16 protein-coding genes are annotated in these 14,411 nt (G+C 70.2%); 15 read left to right on the top strand and 1 reads right to left on the bottom strand.

The window, feature by feature from the left end; genetic code table 11:
• Positions 1-95: 95 nt before the first annotated feature.
• Genes hisD through ACNJ7K_RS16195 form a run of 7 tightly spaced genes read left to right on the top strand, consistent with a single transcriptional unit; the run spans position 96 to position 5,368 of the window.
• Positions 96-1,418: a histidinol dehydrogenase gene (gene hisD / locus ACNJ7K_RS16225; RefSeq protein WP_487041927.1), complete on the top strand. Its 1,323-nt coding sequence runs from the start codon at positions 96-98 to the stop codon at positions 1,416-1,418.
• Positions 1,415-2,542, top strand: coding sequence for a histidinol-phosphate transaminase (locus ACNJ7K_RS16220; RefSeq protein ID WP_487041926.1), 1,128 nt, complete (start codon positions 1,415-1,417; stop codon positions 2,540-2,542). The genes hisD and ACNJ7K_RS16220 overlap by 4 nt, the downstream gene beginning before the upstream one ends.
• Positions 2,539-3,153: an imidazoleglycerol-phosphate dehydratase HisB gene (hisB, locus tag ACNJ7K_RS16215; protein ID WP_006554074.1), complete on the top strand. Its 615-nt coding sequence runs from the start codon at positions 2,539-2,541 to the stop codon at positions 3,151-3,153. Before ACNJ7K_RS16220 ends, hisB begins: the two co-directional genes overlap by 4 nt.
• A gap of 3 nt (positions 3,154-3,156) precedes the next feature.
• Positions 3,157-3,312 carry a hypothetical protein gene (locus ACNJ7K_RS16210; protein ID WP_169823833.1) on the top strand — a complete coding sequence of 52 codons (156 nt, stop codon included), beginning with the start codon at positions 3,157-3,159 and terminating at the stop codon, positions 3,310-3,312.
• Position 3,313: 1 nt separating this feature from the next.
• Positions 3,314-4,471, top strand: a complete 1,158-nt coding sequence (locus ACNJ7K_RS16205; RefSeq protein ID WP_033097639.1) for an MFS transporter — start codon at positions 3,314-3,316, stop codon at positions 4,469-4,471.
• A gap of 10 nt (positions 4,472-4,481) precedes the next feature.
• Entirely contained in the window at positions 4,482-5,117 is a 636-nt protein-coding gene (hisH, locus tag ACNJ7K_RS16200; RefSeq protein WP_088898428.1) for an imidazole glycerol phosphate synthase subunit HisH, read from the top strand.
• Positions 5,114-5,368: a hypothetical protein gene (locus ACNJ7K_RS16195; protein ID WP_423660052.1), complete on the top strand. Its 255-nt coding sequence runs from the start codon at positions 5,114-5,116 to the stop codon at positions 5,366-5,368. The genes hisH and ACNJ7K_RS16195 overlap by 4 nt, the downstream gene beginning before the upstream one ends.
• Before the next feature lie 112 nt (positions 5,369-5,480).
• Here ACNJ7K_RS16195 and ACNJ7K_RS16190 read toward each other — a convergent pair whose 3' ends face one another.
• Positions 5,481-6,467: a helix-turn-helix transcriptional regulator gene (locus ACNJ7K_RS16190; protein WP_487041925.1), complete on the bottom strand. Its 987-nt coding sequence runs from the start codon at positions 6,465-6,467 to the stop codon at positions 5,481-5,483.
• A 62-nt stretch (positions 6,468-6,529) separates the two neighbouring features.
• On the opposite strand from ACNJ7K_RS16190, the gene ACNJ7K_RS16185 reads away from it, so the two are divergent.
• The 8 genes from ACNJ7K_RS16185 (at position 6,530) to ACNJ7K_RS16150 (ending at position 14,386) form a co-directional block, all read left to right on the top strand.
• Complete coding sequence (locus ACNJ7K_RS16185; protein ID WP_487041924.1) at positions 6,530-8,809, top strand: ATP-binding cassette domain-containing protein; 2,280 nt, start codon at positions 6,530-6,532, stop codon at positions 8,807-8,809.
• Between the two features lie 72 nt (positions 8,810-8,881).
• A complete protein-coding gene (gene priA / locus ACNJ7K_RS16180; protein WP_088898475.1) occupies positions 8,882-9,616 on the top strand; it encodes a bifunctional 1-(5-phosphoribosyl)-5-((5-phosphoribosylamino)methylideneamino)imidazole-4-carboxamide isomerase/phosphoribosylanthranilate isomerase PriA in 735 nt (244 codons plus the stop codon).
• Positions 9,617-9,619: 3 nt separating this feature from the next.
• Positions 9,620-10,462: an inositol monophosphatase family protein gene (locus ACNJ7K_RS16175; RefSeq protein WP_088898424.1), complete on the top strand. Its 843-nt coding sequence runs from the start codon at positions 9,620-9,622 to the stop codon at positions 10,460-10,462.
• Positions 10,459-11,232 (top strand): imidazole glycerol phosphate synthase subunit HisF, encoded by a 774-nt coding sequence (gene hisF, locus ACNJ7K_RS16170; RefSeq protein ID WP_024101213.1) that lies wholly within the window; start codon positions 10,459-10,461, stop codon positions 11,230-11,232. Before ACNJ7K_RS16175 ends, hisF begins: the two co-directional genes overlap by 4 nt.
• Positions 11,229-11,591: a phosphoribosyl-AMP cyclohydrolase gene (gene hisI / locus ACNJ7K_RS16165; protein ID WP_088898423.1), complete on the top strand. Its 363-nt coding sequence runs from the start codon at positions 11,229-11,231 to the stop codon at positions 11,589-11,591. Before hisF ends, hisI begins: the two co-directional genes overlap by 4 nt.
• Before the next feature lie 87 nt (positions 11,592-11,678).
• Positions 11,679-11,858 carry a tautomerase family protein gene (locus ACNJ7K_RS16160; RefSeq protein WP_060652983.1) on the top strand — a complete coding sequence of 60 codons (180 nt, stop codon included), beginning with the start codon at positions 11,679-11,681 and terminating at the stop codon, positions 11,856-11,858.
• A gap of 111 nt (positions 11,859-11,969) precedes the next feature.
• Positions 11,970-13,103, top strand: coding sequence for an acyl-CoA dehydrogenase family protein (locus tag ACNJ7K_RS16155; protein ID WP_487041923.1), 1,134 nt, complete (start codon positions 11,970-11,972; stop codon positions 13,101-13,103).
• A complete protein-coding gene (locus ACNJ7K_RS16150; protein WP_487041922.1) occupies positions 13,103-14,386 on the top strand; it encodes an acyl-CoA dehydrogenase family protein in 1,284 nt (427 codons plus the stop codon). Before ACNJ7K_RS16155 ends, ACNJ7K_RS16150 begins: the two co-directional genes overlap by 1 nt.
• The last annotated feature ends 25 nt before the right edge of the window (positions 14,387-14,411 follow it).

Here is a 14,411-nt window from a genome sequence, read left to right as displayed (position 1 = left end):
TGCCGAGAGCATCCTCACGCGGGCGCGACTTCGATCGTCGTCGGGGGATGCGGGATAGTAGAGGGTGATCCCTGTTCGACGAGAGAGGACACCTCATGCTTGCCCGCACCGACCTGCGCGGTCGTACTCCCACCACTGCGGAGCTCAGGGGCGCACTGCCCCGCGGCGGAGTGGACGTGGATGCGGTGCTCCATCAGGTCCGTCCCGTTGTCGACGACATCCGCGACCGCGGCGCCGAGGCCGCACTCGACTACTGCGAGAAGTTCGACGGCGTCCGCCCCGCCTCCGTGCGTGTTCCCGCCGCGGAGCTCGACCGTGCGCTCGCCGAACTCGGACCGGCCGTCCGTGCCGCCCTCGAGGAGGCCATCGAGCGCACGCGCGTCGTGCACGCGGCCCAGCGGCGCACCGACGTCACCACCGAGGTCGTCCCCGGCGGCACCGTCACCGAACGCTGGGTGCCGGTCGAGCGCGTCGGCCTCTATGTGCCCGGCGGCAACGCGGTCTACCCGTCGTCGGTCGTGATGAACGTCGTCCCGGCGCAGGCCGCCGGTGTCGAATCGCTCGTCATCGCCTCGCCGCCGCAGAAGAACTTCGGCGGACTGCCGCACCCGACGATCCTCGCCGCCGCGGCGCTGCTCGGCGTCGAGGAGGTGTGGGCCGTCGGCGGCGCGCAGGGTGTCGCACTGTTGTCCTACGGCGGCACCGACACCGACGGCGCCGAACTCGCCCCGGTCGACATGATCACCGGCCCCGGCAACATCTACGTCACCGCCGCCAAGCGGTTGTGCCGCGCGGTCGTCGGCATCGACGCCGAGGCCGGCCCCACCGAGATCGCGATCCTCGCCGATCACACCGCCGACGCGATGCACGTCGCCGCCGACCTGATCAGCCAGGCCGAGCACGACGTCATGGCCGCCTCGGTGCTCGTCACCACCAGCACCAAACTCGCCGACGCCGTCGACACCGCCCTCGCCGCGCAGCTCGAGCTCACCAAGCACCGCGAGCGCGTCACCACCGCGCTGTCCGGTAGCCAGTCCGGCATCGTCCTCGTCGACGACATCGACCAGGGCCTGAAGGTCGTCAACGCCTACGCCGCCGAGCACCTGGAGATCCAGACCGAGAACGCCTCCGAGGTCGCCGCGCGCGTCCGCTCGGCCGGCGCGATCTTCGTCGGGCCGTGGGCACCGGTCTCCCTCGGCGACTACTGCGCCGGGTCGAACCACGTGCTGCCCACCGCCGGCTGCGCCCGGCACTCGTCGGGCCTGAGCGTGCAGACCTTCCTGCGTGGCATCCACGTCGTCGAGTACACCGAGGCGGCCCTGAAGGACGTCTCCGGTCACGTCATCACCCTCGCGAACGCCGAGGACCTGCCCGCCCACGGCGAAGCCGTCCGTCTGCGATTCGAGGCGCTGAAGTGACCCAGATCCCCGGCTCCCGCATCACCCTCGCCGATCTGCCGCTGCGCGAGAACCTGCGGGGCAAGTCGCCCTACGGTGCGCCGCAGCTGACGGTGCCCGTCCAGCTCAACACCAACGAGAACCCCCACCCGCCCACGCAGGCGCTCGTCGACGACGTCGCCGAGGCCGTGCGTGAGGCGGCGACGCAGCTGCACCGCTATCCCGACCGCGACGCGGTGGCGCTGCGCACCGACCTCGCCACCTATCTCACGAACGCGTCAGGCGTTCCTCTGGGTGTCGAGAACGTCTGGGCCGCAAACGGTTCCAACGAGATCCTGCAGCAGCTCCTGCAGGCCTTCGGTGGTCCCGGGCGCACGTCGATGGGCTTCGTGCCGTCGTACTCGATGCACCCGATCATCGCCGACGGCACCCAGACCGAGTGGCTGTCCACCTACCGGCGCGACGACTTCACCCTCGACGTCGAGGCGTCCGCCGCGGCCGTGCGGGAGCGGCGGCCCGACGTCGTCTTCGTCACCAGCCCCAACAACCCGACGGGACACAGCATCCCGCTCGGCCAGTTGCGGGTGATCCTCGACGCCGCCCCCGGCATCGTGATCGTCGACGAGGCGTACGTCGAGTTCTCCTCGCAGCCGAGCGCTCTGTCGCTGATCGACGAGTACCCGACGAAGATCGTCGTCTCGCGGACGATGAGCAAGGCGTTCGCCTTCGCCGGCGGACGGCTCGGTTATCTCGCCGCCGCCCCCGCGGTGATCGAGGCGCTGCTGCTCGTGCGCCTGCCCTACCACCTGTCGGTCGTCACCCAGGCCGCCGCGCGTGCGGCCCTGCGGCACGCCGACGAAACTCTCGCGTCGGTTGCGGAACTGGCCGCCCAGCGCGACCGCGTCGCCGCCGAACTCGCCCGGTTCGGCTACGACGTGATTCCCTCCGACGCCAACTTCATCCTCTTCGGCCGCTTCGCGGACGCCCCTGCCACCTGGCAGCGGTATCTCGACGAGGGTGTGCTCATCCGCGACGTCGGGATCCCCGGCTACCTGCGCACCACGATCGGCCTGACCCACGAGAACGACGAGTTGCTGCGAGTGAGCGAGAAGCTCGCGGCCACGGAAATCGAGGAAACCCGATGAGCGACCGCATCGCGCGCGTCGAACGCACCACCAAGGAATCGAGCATCACCGTCGAGATCGACCTCGACGGCACCGGTCGCACCGAGATCTCCACGGGGATCCCGTTCTACGACCACATGCTCACCGCGCTCGGCCAGCACGGTTCGTTCGACCTCACCGTGCAGGCGCAGGGCGACATCGAGATCGAGGCCCACCACACCGTCGAGGACACCGCCATCGTCCTCGGCCAGGCCTTCGGTCAGGCCCTCGGCGACAAGCGTGGCATCCGGCGCTTCGGCGACTGCTTCATCCCGATGGACGAGACCCTCGCGCACGCCTCGGTCGACGTCTCCGGCCGTCCCTACTGCGTGTTCACCGGTGAGCCCGACTACATGGTGCACTCGGTGATCGGGGGATATCCGGGCGTGCCCTACTCGACGGTGATCAACCGGCACGTGTTCGAGTCGTTCGCCTTCCACGCCCGCATCGCACTGCACGTGCGGGTGCTCTACGGCCGCGACCCGCATCACATCACCGAGGCCGAGTTCAAAGCGGTCGCCCGCGCGCTGCGTGAGGCCGTCGAACCCGACCCGCGTGTGACCGGCATCCCGTCGACGAAGGGCAGTCTCTGACATATGGATGTCGTCCTCACCTACCTGTGCTTCATCGTGGCCGGATTCGCCGCGGGCGGAACGTGGTCGATGTGGAAGGCGCGCAACACGTTGTTCGCGGGTGTGCTGCTGGCTCTGACCGTGCTGGCCGTCGCCGCGGGCGTCTTCCGGCTGCTCTGACGTGGCGGAACAACAAGGACTGTTCACCGTTCGTGGTCTGATCCCGGCGTGGTCGACGTCCGCGGCGGCCTTCGGCGGCTTCTCGTTGCTGCTGCCGGTCGTGCCCTGGGCGATCGCCGAGGCCGGCGGCAGCGACACGCTCGCCGGGTCGGTGACGGCGGTGTTCATGTTCACCACCGTCCTCACCCAGCTCGCGATGCCGCGACTGCTGCGCGCGTTCGGTCACCGCGCGACGCTCGCGGCCGGCTGCCTGTTCCTCGGGCCGCCGTCGCTGCTGTTCCTCGTATCGATGGCTCCGGCGGCGGTGCTCGGCATCTCCGCGCTGCGCGGTATCGGTTTCGGCATGATCACCGTGGCGGCGGCCGCCCTCGTCGGCGAACTCGCGCCGCCGCGATTGCTCGGCCGGGCCACCGGCATGCTCGGCATCGCCATCGCCGCGTCCCAGACGATCGGCCTGCCCGCCGGCCTGGCGATCGCCGAGCGGTTCTCCACCACGCCGGTGTTCGTGCTCGGCGCGATCATCTCGTCCGCCGGTCTGCTCGCCGCGATCCGTCTGCCGCGGCTGACCGCGAAACAATCCCGGACGGCGCGACGGGTGCCTCCGGTCGTGCTGTTGTTCCCGCTGGTCGCGGTGGGCGCGGGTGCGATCGCCTACGGCGGTCTCACCTCGCTGTTGCGCATCGCGGTCGCCGGCCTGCCCGTCGCGGCGGCATTGGCCGTGCTCAGCGCGTCCTCGCTGATCGGGCGGTACGCGGCCGGTTCCGTCGCGGACCGGATCGGCGCCGGCAAATTGCTGCCGGTCGGTCTCGGGCTCGCGGGCCTGGCGATGATTCCCTTCGCGCTCGTCGCCGACGACCGAGGGGGAGCGGTGCTGCTGATCGTCGCCGCGATCGCCTTCGGCTTCGGCTTCGGTGTCGTGCAGAACGAGGCGCTGCTCGTCGCGTTCCGTCGCGCCGGCGCGGGCAACACCGGGTCGGCGAGCGCCGCCTGGAACATCGGCTTCGACGCCGGCACCGGCGCCGGTTCGTTCGCCCTCGGCGCGGTGGCCGCCGCGGCCGGATACCCGGCGGCCTTCGCCGCCGCCGCGGTCCTGGTCCCGGCGCTGCCGTTGCTGGCCCGACTGGCCGGGCCGTCGGAACGTCCCCGTCCCACCACATAGAATCGACATCATGAGCGCAACCACGGTCGCCGTCCTCGACTACGGCTCGGGCAATCTCCACTCCGCCACGCGGGCAGTCGCCCGTACCGGCGTGCATGTGGAGGTCACTGCCGACCCGAAGATCGCGCTCGCCGCCGACGGACTCGTCGTCCCCGGCGTCGGTGCCTTCGATGCGTGCATGAAGGGCCTGCGCAGCGTCGGCGGAGACAAGATCATCGGCACCCGCCTCGCAGGCGGTCGTCCGGTGCTCGGCATCTGCGTCGGCATGCAGATCCTGTTCGAACGCGGCGTCGAGCACGGCATCGAGACCGAGGGCTGCGGCGAGTGGCCGGGCACGGTCGAGCGTCTGGACGCGCCGGTGCTGCCGCACATGGGCTGGAACACCGTCGAGGCCCCCGCCGATTCGGTGCTCTTCGCCGGCATGGACGCCGACACCCGCTTCTACTTCGTCCACACCTACGCCGCCCGCAAGTGGGAACTCGACGCTCCCGAGCGTCTCGCGCCGCCGAAGGTGACCTGGGCCGAGCACGGCAGCCGCTTCGTCGCTGCCGTCGAGAACGGTCCGCTCTCGGCCACCCAGTTCCACCCGGAGAAGTCCGGCGACGCCGGCGCACAGTTGCTGCAGAACTGGGTCAACTCGTTGTGACCGGGCCGCGGCGCGGACGACCGAGCGGAGAGTTCTCCTTCGGCCGTCACGCGCTGCTGTCCGTCGGCGCGGCGACCGTCGTGCTGCTCGTCACCGCCATCGTCGTGGTGGCGGTCCGGCCCACGCCGGTCGTCGGCCTCGTCATCGCGTTGGTCGGCATCGTGGCGGCCGTCGTGGCCATGGGTGTCGTATCGACGCGGTCGGCCCGCCGGGCCTTCGGTCCCGCCGAGGACGACCGTCCCGGAAGCTGACGCGCCGAACCGGGCTTCGCCCGGCGTGTTGCGGTAGCGAACCCCAGTCGGGCGCGCGAGGAGCTTCGTAACGCAGCTGTGCGGACTCGAAATCGATCTGCCGCGCCCAGATTCACCTCGCGCCGTCCTCGGAGGGGACGACGACGTCCTGCGCCGCCGCGCGCAGACGATCGGCGAACACCGCGCAGGCCCGGACGATCTCCGGGTCCGCGCGCATCCGGACGTCGGCGTCGAGGGTGGCGAGCGCGAGGACGAGCCACTGCCACGACTCGACCGCGAGGTGCACCTCGGTCCGGTCGTCACCCGTCGGCCGGATCTCGGCGTCCTGGTACTTCAGCGCGTCGGCGACGTGCGTGGCCGAGGCCGCCACGTCCAGGTGCACCGGTGTCCGCCCCTGCCGGAGTCCTTGCCGCAGGTATTCCGTGGCGGACCCGGCGGGAAGTCGGCGGGGTGCGAACCGTCGGCCGGTGCGGAGCAGGTCGCGCACACGATCGAGGCGGAAGACCCGCCAGTCCTCGCGATCGACGTCCCATCCGAGGAGGTACCACCGCAGCAGGTGGTGGACCTGCCGGTACGGCTCGACCCTGCGCGAGGTCGGCGAGCCCTGCGCGTCGACGTAGTCGAAGGTGAGCGTGTCGCACCGCGCGATCGCCTCCGCCACCGTGCCGAGCAGCTCCGCCGACACGCTGGGCGCCTGCAGCGCACTCGTCTCCACCGCGCTGCGGACGGCCGCGACCCGCGGGCGCAGCCGCGCGGGCAGGAACTGGTCGAGCTTGCCGTAGGCGCGGGTGGCAGCGTCGTCCAGTCCGCCTTCGGCCGGCCCGGTCGCAGCGAGAGCGCCGAGCCCCAGCAGCACCGCGACGGCCTCGTCGTCGTCGAGCACCAGCGGCGGCATCGAACGTCCCGACGCGAGACGGTAGAAACCGCCGGGCCCGGAACGGGTTTCGACGGGATATCCGTAGCCGCGCAGCCGGTCGACGTCGCGGCGGAGCGTCCGGCGGCTCACCTGCAGCCGCCGGGCCAGCTCGTCCCCGCCGATCGCGCGTCCGGTCTGCAGGATCGACAACAACGCGAGCATCCGCTCGGTGACGTCCGCCATGCCGTCATCCTCCCACCGGTTGCGGTCAGGATCCGGCCGCAACCGGTCGTAGCGTCGAATCCATGACCACCACCGTCACGACCACCGAGGCGGCAATGCGAGGCCGCGCCATCACGATCTGCCGCGCCCGCACCCACAACCTGGCCGACGTCGATCTGACCGTTCCGCGCAACCGGCTCGTGGTGATCGTCGGGGTGTCCGGCTCCGGGAAGTCGTCGCTCGTCTTCGACACGATCGCCGCGGAGGCCGGCTACCAGCTCAACGAGACGTACCCGCCGTTCACGCGCAATCGGTTGCCGAAGTGGACACGACCCGACGTCGACCACATCGACGGTCTGACGCCGGTGATCGTCGTCGACCAGCGCCGCCTCGGCGGCAACGCCCGCTCGACGGTCGGCACCATCACCGACACCTGGACCTATCTGCGGCTGCTGTATTCCCGGGTGGGCACACCCGTCCTCGGGGAGTCGAACCGCTTCTCGTTCAACGACCCCACCGGGATGTGCCCGACCTGCTCCGGGCTCGGCGAGATCGTCGTCAGTGCCGTCGAGCGGTTCCTCGATCTCGACAGGTCCCTCGCCGAGGGCGCGATCCTGGTGCCCGGCTTCGGCAACGGTGGGTACTGGTACTCCCAGTACGCCGACATCGGTTCCTTCGACGCGGACACACCCCTGCGCGACTGGAAGCCCGCCGAGCGGGAGGCACTGCTCTACGGCGGCGAGGCCGCAGCGGCGCTGGGCCACAAACCGCCGGACGGATACGAGGGCGTCGTCGAGAGGTTCGAGCGCATCCACCTGCACACCTCCGACAACCTCTCCGAACGCAAACAGGACGTCATCCGACGTTTCACCCGCGCCGAGACGTGCCCGGACTGCGCCGGAGAACGGCTGAACGCGGCCGCGCGGGCGGTCACCCTTCGCGGCCGCACGATCGGGGAGCTGTCCCGCCTCGAGATCATCGAGCTGCTCGAATTCGTGCGCACGATCGACGACTCGCGCGCCGCACCTGTGGTGTCCGCACTGGTGGGCCGTCTCGAGGCGATGGTGACGATCGGCCTCGGCTATCTCGCGCTCGCCCGGGCGACCACCACGCTCTCGGGCGGCGAATCGCAACGGATCAAGTTGGTCCGGCACCTCGGGTCGAGCCTGACGGAGATGACCTATGTCGTCGACGAACCGACGGTCGGTCTGCATCCCGCCGACGTGGAGACGATGATCGACCTCCTCGAACGGCTCCGTGACAGCGGCAACACCGTCCTCGTCGTCGAACACGACCCGAGCGTGATGGCCCGGGCCGACCAGGTGATCGAAATCGGTCCCGGTGCGGGCTCGTCCGGTGGTCGCCTCGTCTTCCAGGGCACTTTCGACCGGCTCCGAACGGCCGACACTCCCACCGGCCGATCGCTGCGGCGCGCCATCGGCCGCGGTCACCCCGCCCGCGAGGCGACCGGTCGTCTCACGATCGCCGATGCGTGTCGCAACAACCTCCGCGACCTGACGGTGCGGATCCCCACCGGCGTGCTCACCGTGTTCACCGGCGTCGCTGGGTCGGGAAAGTCCAGTCTCGCAGCCGAACTCGTCGATCAGTACGACGCCACGGTGATCGACCAGCGGCCGGTGAGCGCCAATCGCCGCTCCACCCCGATCACCTACACCGGCATCGCACCCACCCTGCGGCGGATGTTCGCCGAACACAGCGGTGTGCCGGCGAGCCTGTTCAGCGCGAACTCGGCGGGTGCGTGCCCGACCTGCACGGGGGCCGGTGTCGTGTACATCGACCTCGCCTTCATGGACGGACGCGAGGTCGTCTGCGACACCTGCCACGGCCGCCGGTTCACCGCCGAGGTGCTCGGGCACACCGTGAACGGCCTGTCGATCGCCGATGTCGACGACCTCACCGTCGGTCGCGCCCTCGAGGAACTGCCGCACCCGGAGATCGCGCGTCGACTGAGTGCGCTCGCCGGGGTGGGCCTCGACTACCTCCGCCTCGGACAGTCGCTCGACACGCTCTCCGGTGGCGAGTGTCAACGGGTGAAGATCGCCAAGGAACTCGGACGAGTGAAGACGCCGACCCTCTACGTCCTCGACGAGCCGACCACCGGCCTGCACGCCGAGGACGTCGGCACCCTCCTGTGCGTCTTCGACGACCTCGTCGACCGAGGGCACACCGTCGTCGTCATCGAGCACCACCTCGACGTGATCCGGCACGCCGACCACATCGTCGACCTCGGACCGGGACCGGGACGGCACGGCGGAACCGTGCTGTACGAGGGTCCCGTCGACGAGTACGCCGGCCGTCCGACCCCGACCTGCCGGGCCCTCGACGCGGCACGGTCGGCATGACGCACGGCGCTTTCCTGACGCCCCGGCCACGCGTTTGGTGATGTCACAGGTACAGGCACTAATGTGTACGCAGTGAGCCTGGTCCTTTTGCCCGCAGTCGACGTCGTCAACGGTGAAGCAGTTCGCCTCGTTCAGGGAGAGGCGGGCAGCGAGACCGGCTACGGTTCGCCCCGTGACGCCGCCCTCGAATGGCAGAACGCCGGCGCCGAATGGGTGCACATGGTCGATCTCGACGCGGCGTTCGGCCGCGGCGACAACCGTGCGCTTCTCGCCGACGTCGTCGGCGAACTCGACGTGAAGGTCGAGCTGTCGGGCGGCATTCGCGATGACGAGACCCTCGCCGCGGCCCTCGCGACCGGCTGTGCCCGCGTCAACCTCGGCACCGCCGCGATCGAGAATCCCGAGTGGTGCTCGCGCGTCATCGGCGAGTTCGGCGACCGGATCGCCGTGGGGCTCGACGTCAAGTTTCTCGACGGCCAGTGGCGGCTGCGCGGCCGCGGCTGGGTCTCCGACGGCGGCGATCTGTGGGAGGTGCTCGAGCGTCTCGAACGCGACGGCTGCTCGCGCTACGTCGTCACCGACGTCACCAAGGACGGCACCCTCTCCGGCCCCAACCTCGACCTGCTCCGCGAGGTGTGCGCGGCCACCGACTCTCCGGTCGTCGCCTCCGGCGGCGTCTCGACCGTCGACGACCTGCGTGCCATCGCGACGCTCACCGATGAGGGCGTCGAAGGCGCCATCATCGGAAAGGCGCTCTACGCGGGCCGATTCACGCTGACCGAGGCGCTCGACGCCGTCTCGCGCTGACCCATGGCCGATCCCGCAGACCTGAACCGGCTGCTCGCCGTCGCGAGCGGTGTACTCGACGAGGTCGCGGAACGGTTCGTCGCCGGGCACGGTGCGCCGCGCTCCGTCGACAAGGGACCGAACGATTTCGCGACCGATCTCGATCTCGAACTCGAACGGCGGATCTCCGGTGCCCTCGCCGAGCGCACCGGTATCCCCGTGCACGGTGAGGAGTTCGGCGGCCCGTCCGCGGGGGAGGGCACCGTCTGGTTGCTCGACCCGATCGACGGCACCATCAACTACTCCGCCGGGCTGCCGATGGCCGGGATCCTCCTCGCTCTCGTCGAGGACGGCGAACCGATCCTCGGCCTCACGTGGCTGCCGCTGACGAATCAGCGCTTCGCGGGAATCGCCGACGGGCCGCTGCTCGTGAACGGCGAGCCCACCGCACCGCTGCGGCCGGCGCGGCTCGAGGACGTGATGATCGCGGTCGGCAGTTTCGACATCGACAGTCGCGGTCGGGTGCCCGGCACCCGGCGTCTCGCCGTCATCACCGAGCTGAGCCGGCGCGTCGCCCGGTTGCGGATGCACGGCTCCACCGGCGCCGACCTCGCGTTCACCGCGGGAGGCGCGATCGGCGGTGCCGTCGTGTTCGGCCACCACCCCTGGGACAACGCCGCCGGTGTCGCACTCGTGCGGGCCGCCGGGGGCATCGCCACCGACTTCGCGGGCCGGCCCTGGCGGATCGGGTCCGGATCGGTGGTCGCTGCAGCGCCCGGAGTGCACGGCGAGATACTGGAGATTGTGCAGTCGGCGACGGAACAGTCCGTGGCCGAGCAGTTGGGTTCCGAAGGAGATCGAACATGACGCTGGCCGTGCGGGTCATCCCGTGCCTCGACGTGGATGCGGGGCGGGTGGTCAAGGGTGTCAACTTCGAGAACCTGCGCGATGCGGGTGATCCGGTCGAGCTCGCCGCCCTCTACAACGAACAGGGCGCCGACGAACTGACCTTCCTCGACGTCACGGCGTCGAGCGGCGACCGCGGCACCATGCTCGACGTCGTCACGCGCACCGCCGAGCAGGTGTTCATCCCGCTCACGGTCGGAGGCGGCGTCCGCACCGTCGAGGACGTCGATCGTCTGCTGCGCGCCGGCGCCGACAAGGTTTCGGTGAACACCGCGGCCATCGCCCGGCCCGAGGTGCTGCGCGAGATGTCCGAGCGGTTCGGGTCGCAGTGCATCGTGCTGTCGGTCGACGCGCGCACCGTGCCCGCAGGACAGGAACCCACGCCGAGCGGCTGGGAGGTCACCACGCACGGTGGTCGTCGCGGGACGGGCATCGACGCGGTCGAGTGGGCCCGGCGCGGCGAGGAACTCGGCGTCGGCGAGATCCTGCTCAACTCGATGGACGCCGACGGCACCAAGAACGGTTTCGACCTGAAGATGATCGAGGCCGTGCGCAAGGATGTGCACGTGCCCGTCATCGCCTCCGGTGGTGCCGGTGCCGTCGAGCACTTCGCACCCGCCGTGCAGGCCGGCGCCGACGCGGTGCTCGCCGCGAGCGTCTTCCACTTCCGGGAGCTGACCATCGGTCAGGTCAAGGACGCGATGCGCGTGGAAGGGATCACGGTCCGATGAGCGGCATCCTGAATCCGGCGATCGCCGCCCGGCTCAAGCGCAACGACGACGGCCTGTTCGCCGCCGTCGTGCAGGAGCGGGCCACCGGCGCCGTGCTGATGATGGCGTGGATGGACGACGAGGCGCTCGCCCGCACCCTCGCGACTCGCAAGGCCACCTACTACTCGCGGTCGCGGCAGCAGTACTGGGTCAAGGGCGAGACGTCCGGGCACACCCAGTACGTGCACGAGGTGCGCCTCGACTGCGACGGCGACACGGTGCTGCTCGTCGTCGACCAGGTCGGCGCCGCCTGCCACACCGGCACGCACACCTGCTTCGACACCGACATCCTGCTCGAGGCACCGCAGATCGCCGAGTAACCCGAGGTCGTCCGTTCGCACGACATCTCGTGGGGCGGACGGCAGGACCGATCGGCGGGCCGTGCGACGGGCTGCGAGAATGCCCGCATGCCTCTCATCCAGATCAGTCAGACGCCGGGCCTGTCCGACGAGCAGAAGGCCGAGGTGATCGCCGCGGTCACCCGCGCGTACGCCGAGGCATCGGGCAAGAATCCGTCGTCGGTGTGGGTGACGATCACCGAGGTGCCCCGCGAGAATTGGGGTGTGGGCGGAACTCCGCTCGGCTGAACCGACTCGGTCCACCCGAGTCCGTCCTCGCGTACCCCTTTCGCATCCGATGAGAATAGTGTTCTCTATATCGAGAGCGCTATGTTCTGACGACGGGGTGAAGGGGCACGCATGTTGTTGGATCCGAATCCGGATCAGGAGTTCTTCCGCGACACCACGGCACGGTTCCTCGCAGAGAAGGTGCCGCCGGACGGGATCCGCCGCCTCCGCGACGATCCGGACGGCTTCGCAGCCGACTACTGGCGCGCCGGAGCCGAACTCGGATGGACCGGCCTGCTCGTCGACGAGGACCACGGCGGAGGATCGCTGAGCGGTCTCGGTCTCGTCGATCTCGCGCTGGTCGCGCATGAGTTCGGGCGTCACGCCGCCCCCGGCCCGCTGTGTCCGACGAACGTCGCCGCGGAGATGCTCGGCCGATACGGGAACGACCACGAGGAAGCGCTGGTGGCGCTGCTCGCCGGCAGCGCCACCGCAGCCTGGTGCCTGGACGAACCGCACGCCGGCAGCCGGACCGCCACCGCGCCCGTCGAGATCCGGATCGACGGCGACGAGGTGGTCGTCACCGGCACCAAACGCCCCGTCGAAGCCGGTGCCACCGCCGAGCTCCTGCTCGTGACCGGTCGGACCGGGCAGGACGTGACGAACGTGCTCGTGCCCCGCCACACGGACGGAGTGACGGTCACACCACTGCAGTCGATCGACGTCACGCGGCGCTACGCCGCGGTCCACTTCGACGAGGTGCGCGTGCCGCGGAGCTCCGTCGTCGGCGAACCCGGCGGGGGAGCGGACGACGCCGCCCGCGCGCGGCGGACCGCGCTCGTCATCTCCGCCGCCGAATCCGTCGGAGCGCTGCAAGCGGTCTTCGACCTCACCGTCGCGTGGGCGTTCGACCGCTATGCCTTCGGTCGCCCGCTCGCGTCCTATCAGGAACTCAAGCACCGGTTCGCCGACATGAAGGCCTGGCTCGAGGCGAGTCATGCCATCGCCGACCGGGCGGCCGGAGCGGTCGCGACATCGAGCCCCGATGCGGACGAACTCCTCTGCGCCGCAAAGGCCTACATAGGGCAGTACGGCAGCGAGCTGGTACAGGACTGCATCCAGATCCACGGCGGGATCGGCGTGACCTACGAACACGATCTGCACCTCTATGCGCGACGCGTGGCCGCGAACCGCTCCGGCTTCGGCACCCCGGCCGAACATCGTGCCCGTCTCGCCGACATCGTCGAACTCCGGGAGGCATCCTGATGACCCTCGACACCTCGGACAGGGCCGACGTGACCGAGACGCTCGACGAGTTCCGGGCGCGGGCACGGGCGTGGATCGACGTCAACCTGGAACGCTCCGACTCCGCGGCCTACATCGGGGTGCTCCGCCCCGAAGCGTCCGACGAGGAGGAACTGGCCCTCGTCCGGCGCGAGCGCGACATCCAGCGGGCGATGTTCGACGCGGGCTTCGCCGGCATCTGCTTTCCCCGCGAGTACGGCGGGCAGGGGCTGCCACGCGCCTACCAGCAGGTGTTCGACGAGGAACTCGCCGGCTACGAGTATCCGTCCCGCCTGCAGGTACCCACCTTCGTGCCGTGCGCCGCGGTGCTGCTCGAATTCGGGACCGAGGAACAGAAGCGCCGCCACATCCCCGCCATCCTGAAGGGCGAGGAACTGTGGATGCAGATGCTCTCCGAACCCAACGGCGGATCCGACGTCGCCGCCGCCGTCACCACCGCGGTCCGCGACGGTGAGGACTGGATCCTCAACGGATCGAAGATCTGGACCACCGGTGCATGGTGGTCGGACTGGGCGCTGTGCCTGGCCCGCACCAACTGGGACGTCCCGAAGAACCGGGGCCTGACCGTCTTCATGGTGCCGCTGAAACAACCGTCGGTCGAGGTGCATCGCATCGAGATGCTCAGCGGCTCGAAGGAGTTCTGCCAGGAATTCCTGACCGACGTGCGTGTCCCCGACAGTGACCGGCTCGGCGAGGTCGACGACGGCTGGACCGTGGGCACCCGCTGGATGTTCCACGAACGCATGTACCGGAACTCGCCGTACACGACGATCCCGGCGGGGGTCTCGCGCGGCGCCTCGCGGATGCCCGAGCTGTTCGCCGTGGCCCGCGACGCCGGCCGGCTCGACGACCTGCTCGCCCGCGACCTGCTCGGGGAGGCGCGGATGCTCGAACTGGTCAAGCAGTCCCTCGAACAGCGGGTGTCCACGGGCGTGGCCACGCGGACCATGTCGGACCAGGCCGCGAGCATCGCCCGCCTGATGACCGGTGTCGTGGAGAGCCGGCTCGTCACCATCGGCTACGAGTTCACCGATGCCAACGGTGCCGCCTGGGACGAGGCCGACGGAGCGGTCGCGCAACGTGGCGTCGACCATCTGATGCGGCAGGTGTGGTGCATCGCGGGTGGGACGACGGAGATGGCGCGCAACGCCATCAGCGAACGCGTGCTCGGCATGCCGCGTGAACGCAGCCACGACCCGAACATCCCGTTCCGGGACGTGCCGCGGAGCCGCCCCGCCACGTGACGGGCGCGGGAGGGTCGTGGGCCGG

The sequence above is a fragment of the Rhodococcus shunpengi genome (assembly GCF_048381395.1).
Classification (GTDB): Bacteria; Actinomycetota; Actinomycetes; order Mycobacteriales; family Mycobacteriaceae; genus Rhodococcus.
Note: the sequence above shows the minus strand (reverse complement) of the source record. Positions and strands in the feature narration are given on the sequence as shown.

Coding starts and splice junctions, on each gene's coding strand:
- hisD (WP_487041927.1), top strand. CDS start 96: ATGCTTGCCCGCACCGACCTGCGCGGTCGTACTCCCACCACTGCGGAG.
- hisB (WP_006554074.1), top strand. CDS start 2,539: ATGAGCGACCGCATCGCGCGCGTCGAACGCACCACCAAGGAATCGAGC.
- ACNJ7K_RS16210 (WP_169823833.1), top strand. CDS start 3,157: ATGGATGTCGTCCTCACCTACCTGTGCTTCATCGTGGCCGGATTCGCC.
- hisH (WP_088898428.1), top strand. CDS start 4,482: ATGAGCGCAACCACGGTCGCCGTCCTCGACTACGGCTCGGGCAATCTC.
- ACNJ7K_RS16190 (WP_487041925.1), bottom strand. CDS start 6,467: ATGGCGGACGTCACCGAGCGGATGCTCGCGTTGTTGTCGATCCTGCAG.
- ACNJ7K_RS16185 (WP_487041924.1), top strand. CDS start 6,530: ATGACCACCACCGTCACGACCACCGAGGCGGCAATGCGAGGCCGCGCC.
- ACNJ7K_RS16175 (WP_088898424.1), top strand. CDS start 9,620: ATGGCCGATCCCGCAGACCTGAACCGGCTGCTCGCCGTCGCGAGCGGT.
- hisF (WP_024101213.1), top strand. CDS start 10,459: ATGACGCTGGCCGTGCGGGTCATCCCGTGCCTCGACGTGGATGCGGGG.
- hisI (WP_088898423.1), top strand. CDS start 11,229: ATGAGCGGCATCCTGAATCCGGCGATCGCCGCCCGGCTCAAGCGCAAC.
- ACNJ7K_RS16160 (WP_060652983.1), top strand. CDS start 11,679: ATGCCTCTCATCCAGATCAGTCAGACGCCGGGCCTGTCCGACGAGCAG.
- ACNJ7K_RS16155 (WP_487041923.1), top strand. CDS start 11,970: ATGTTGTTGGATCCGAATCCGGATCAGGAGTTCTTCCGCGACACCACG.
- ACNJ7K_RS16150 (WP_487041922.1), top strand. CDS start 13,103: ATGACCCTCGACACCTCGGACAGGGCCGACGTGACCGAGACGCTCGAC.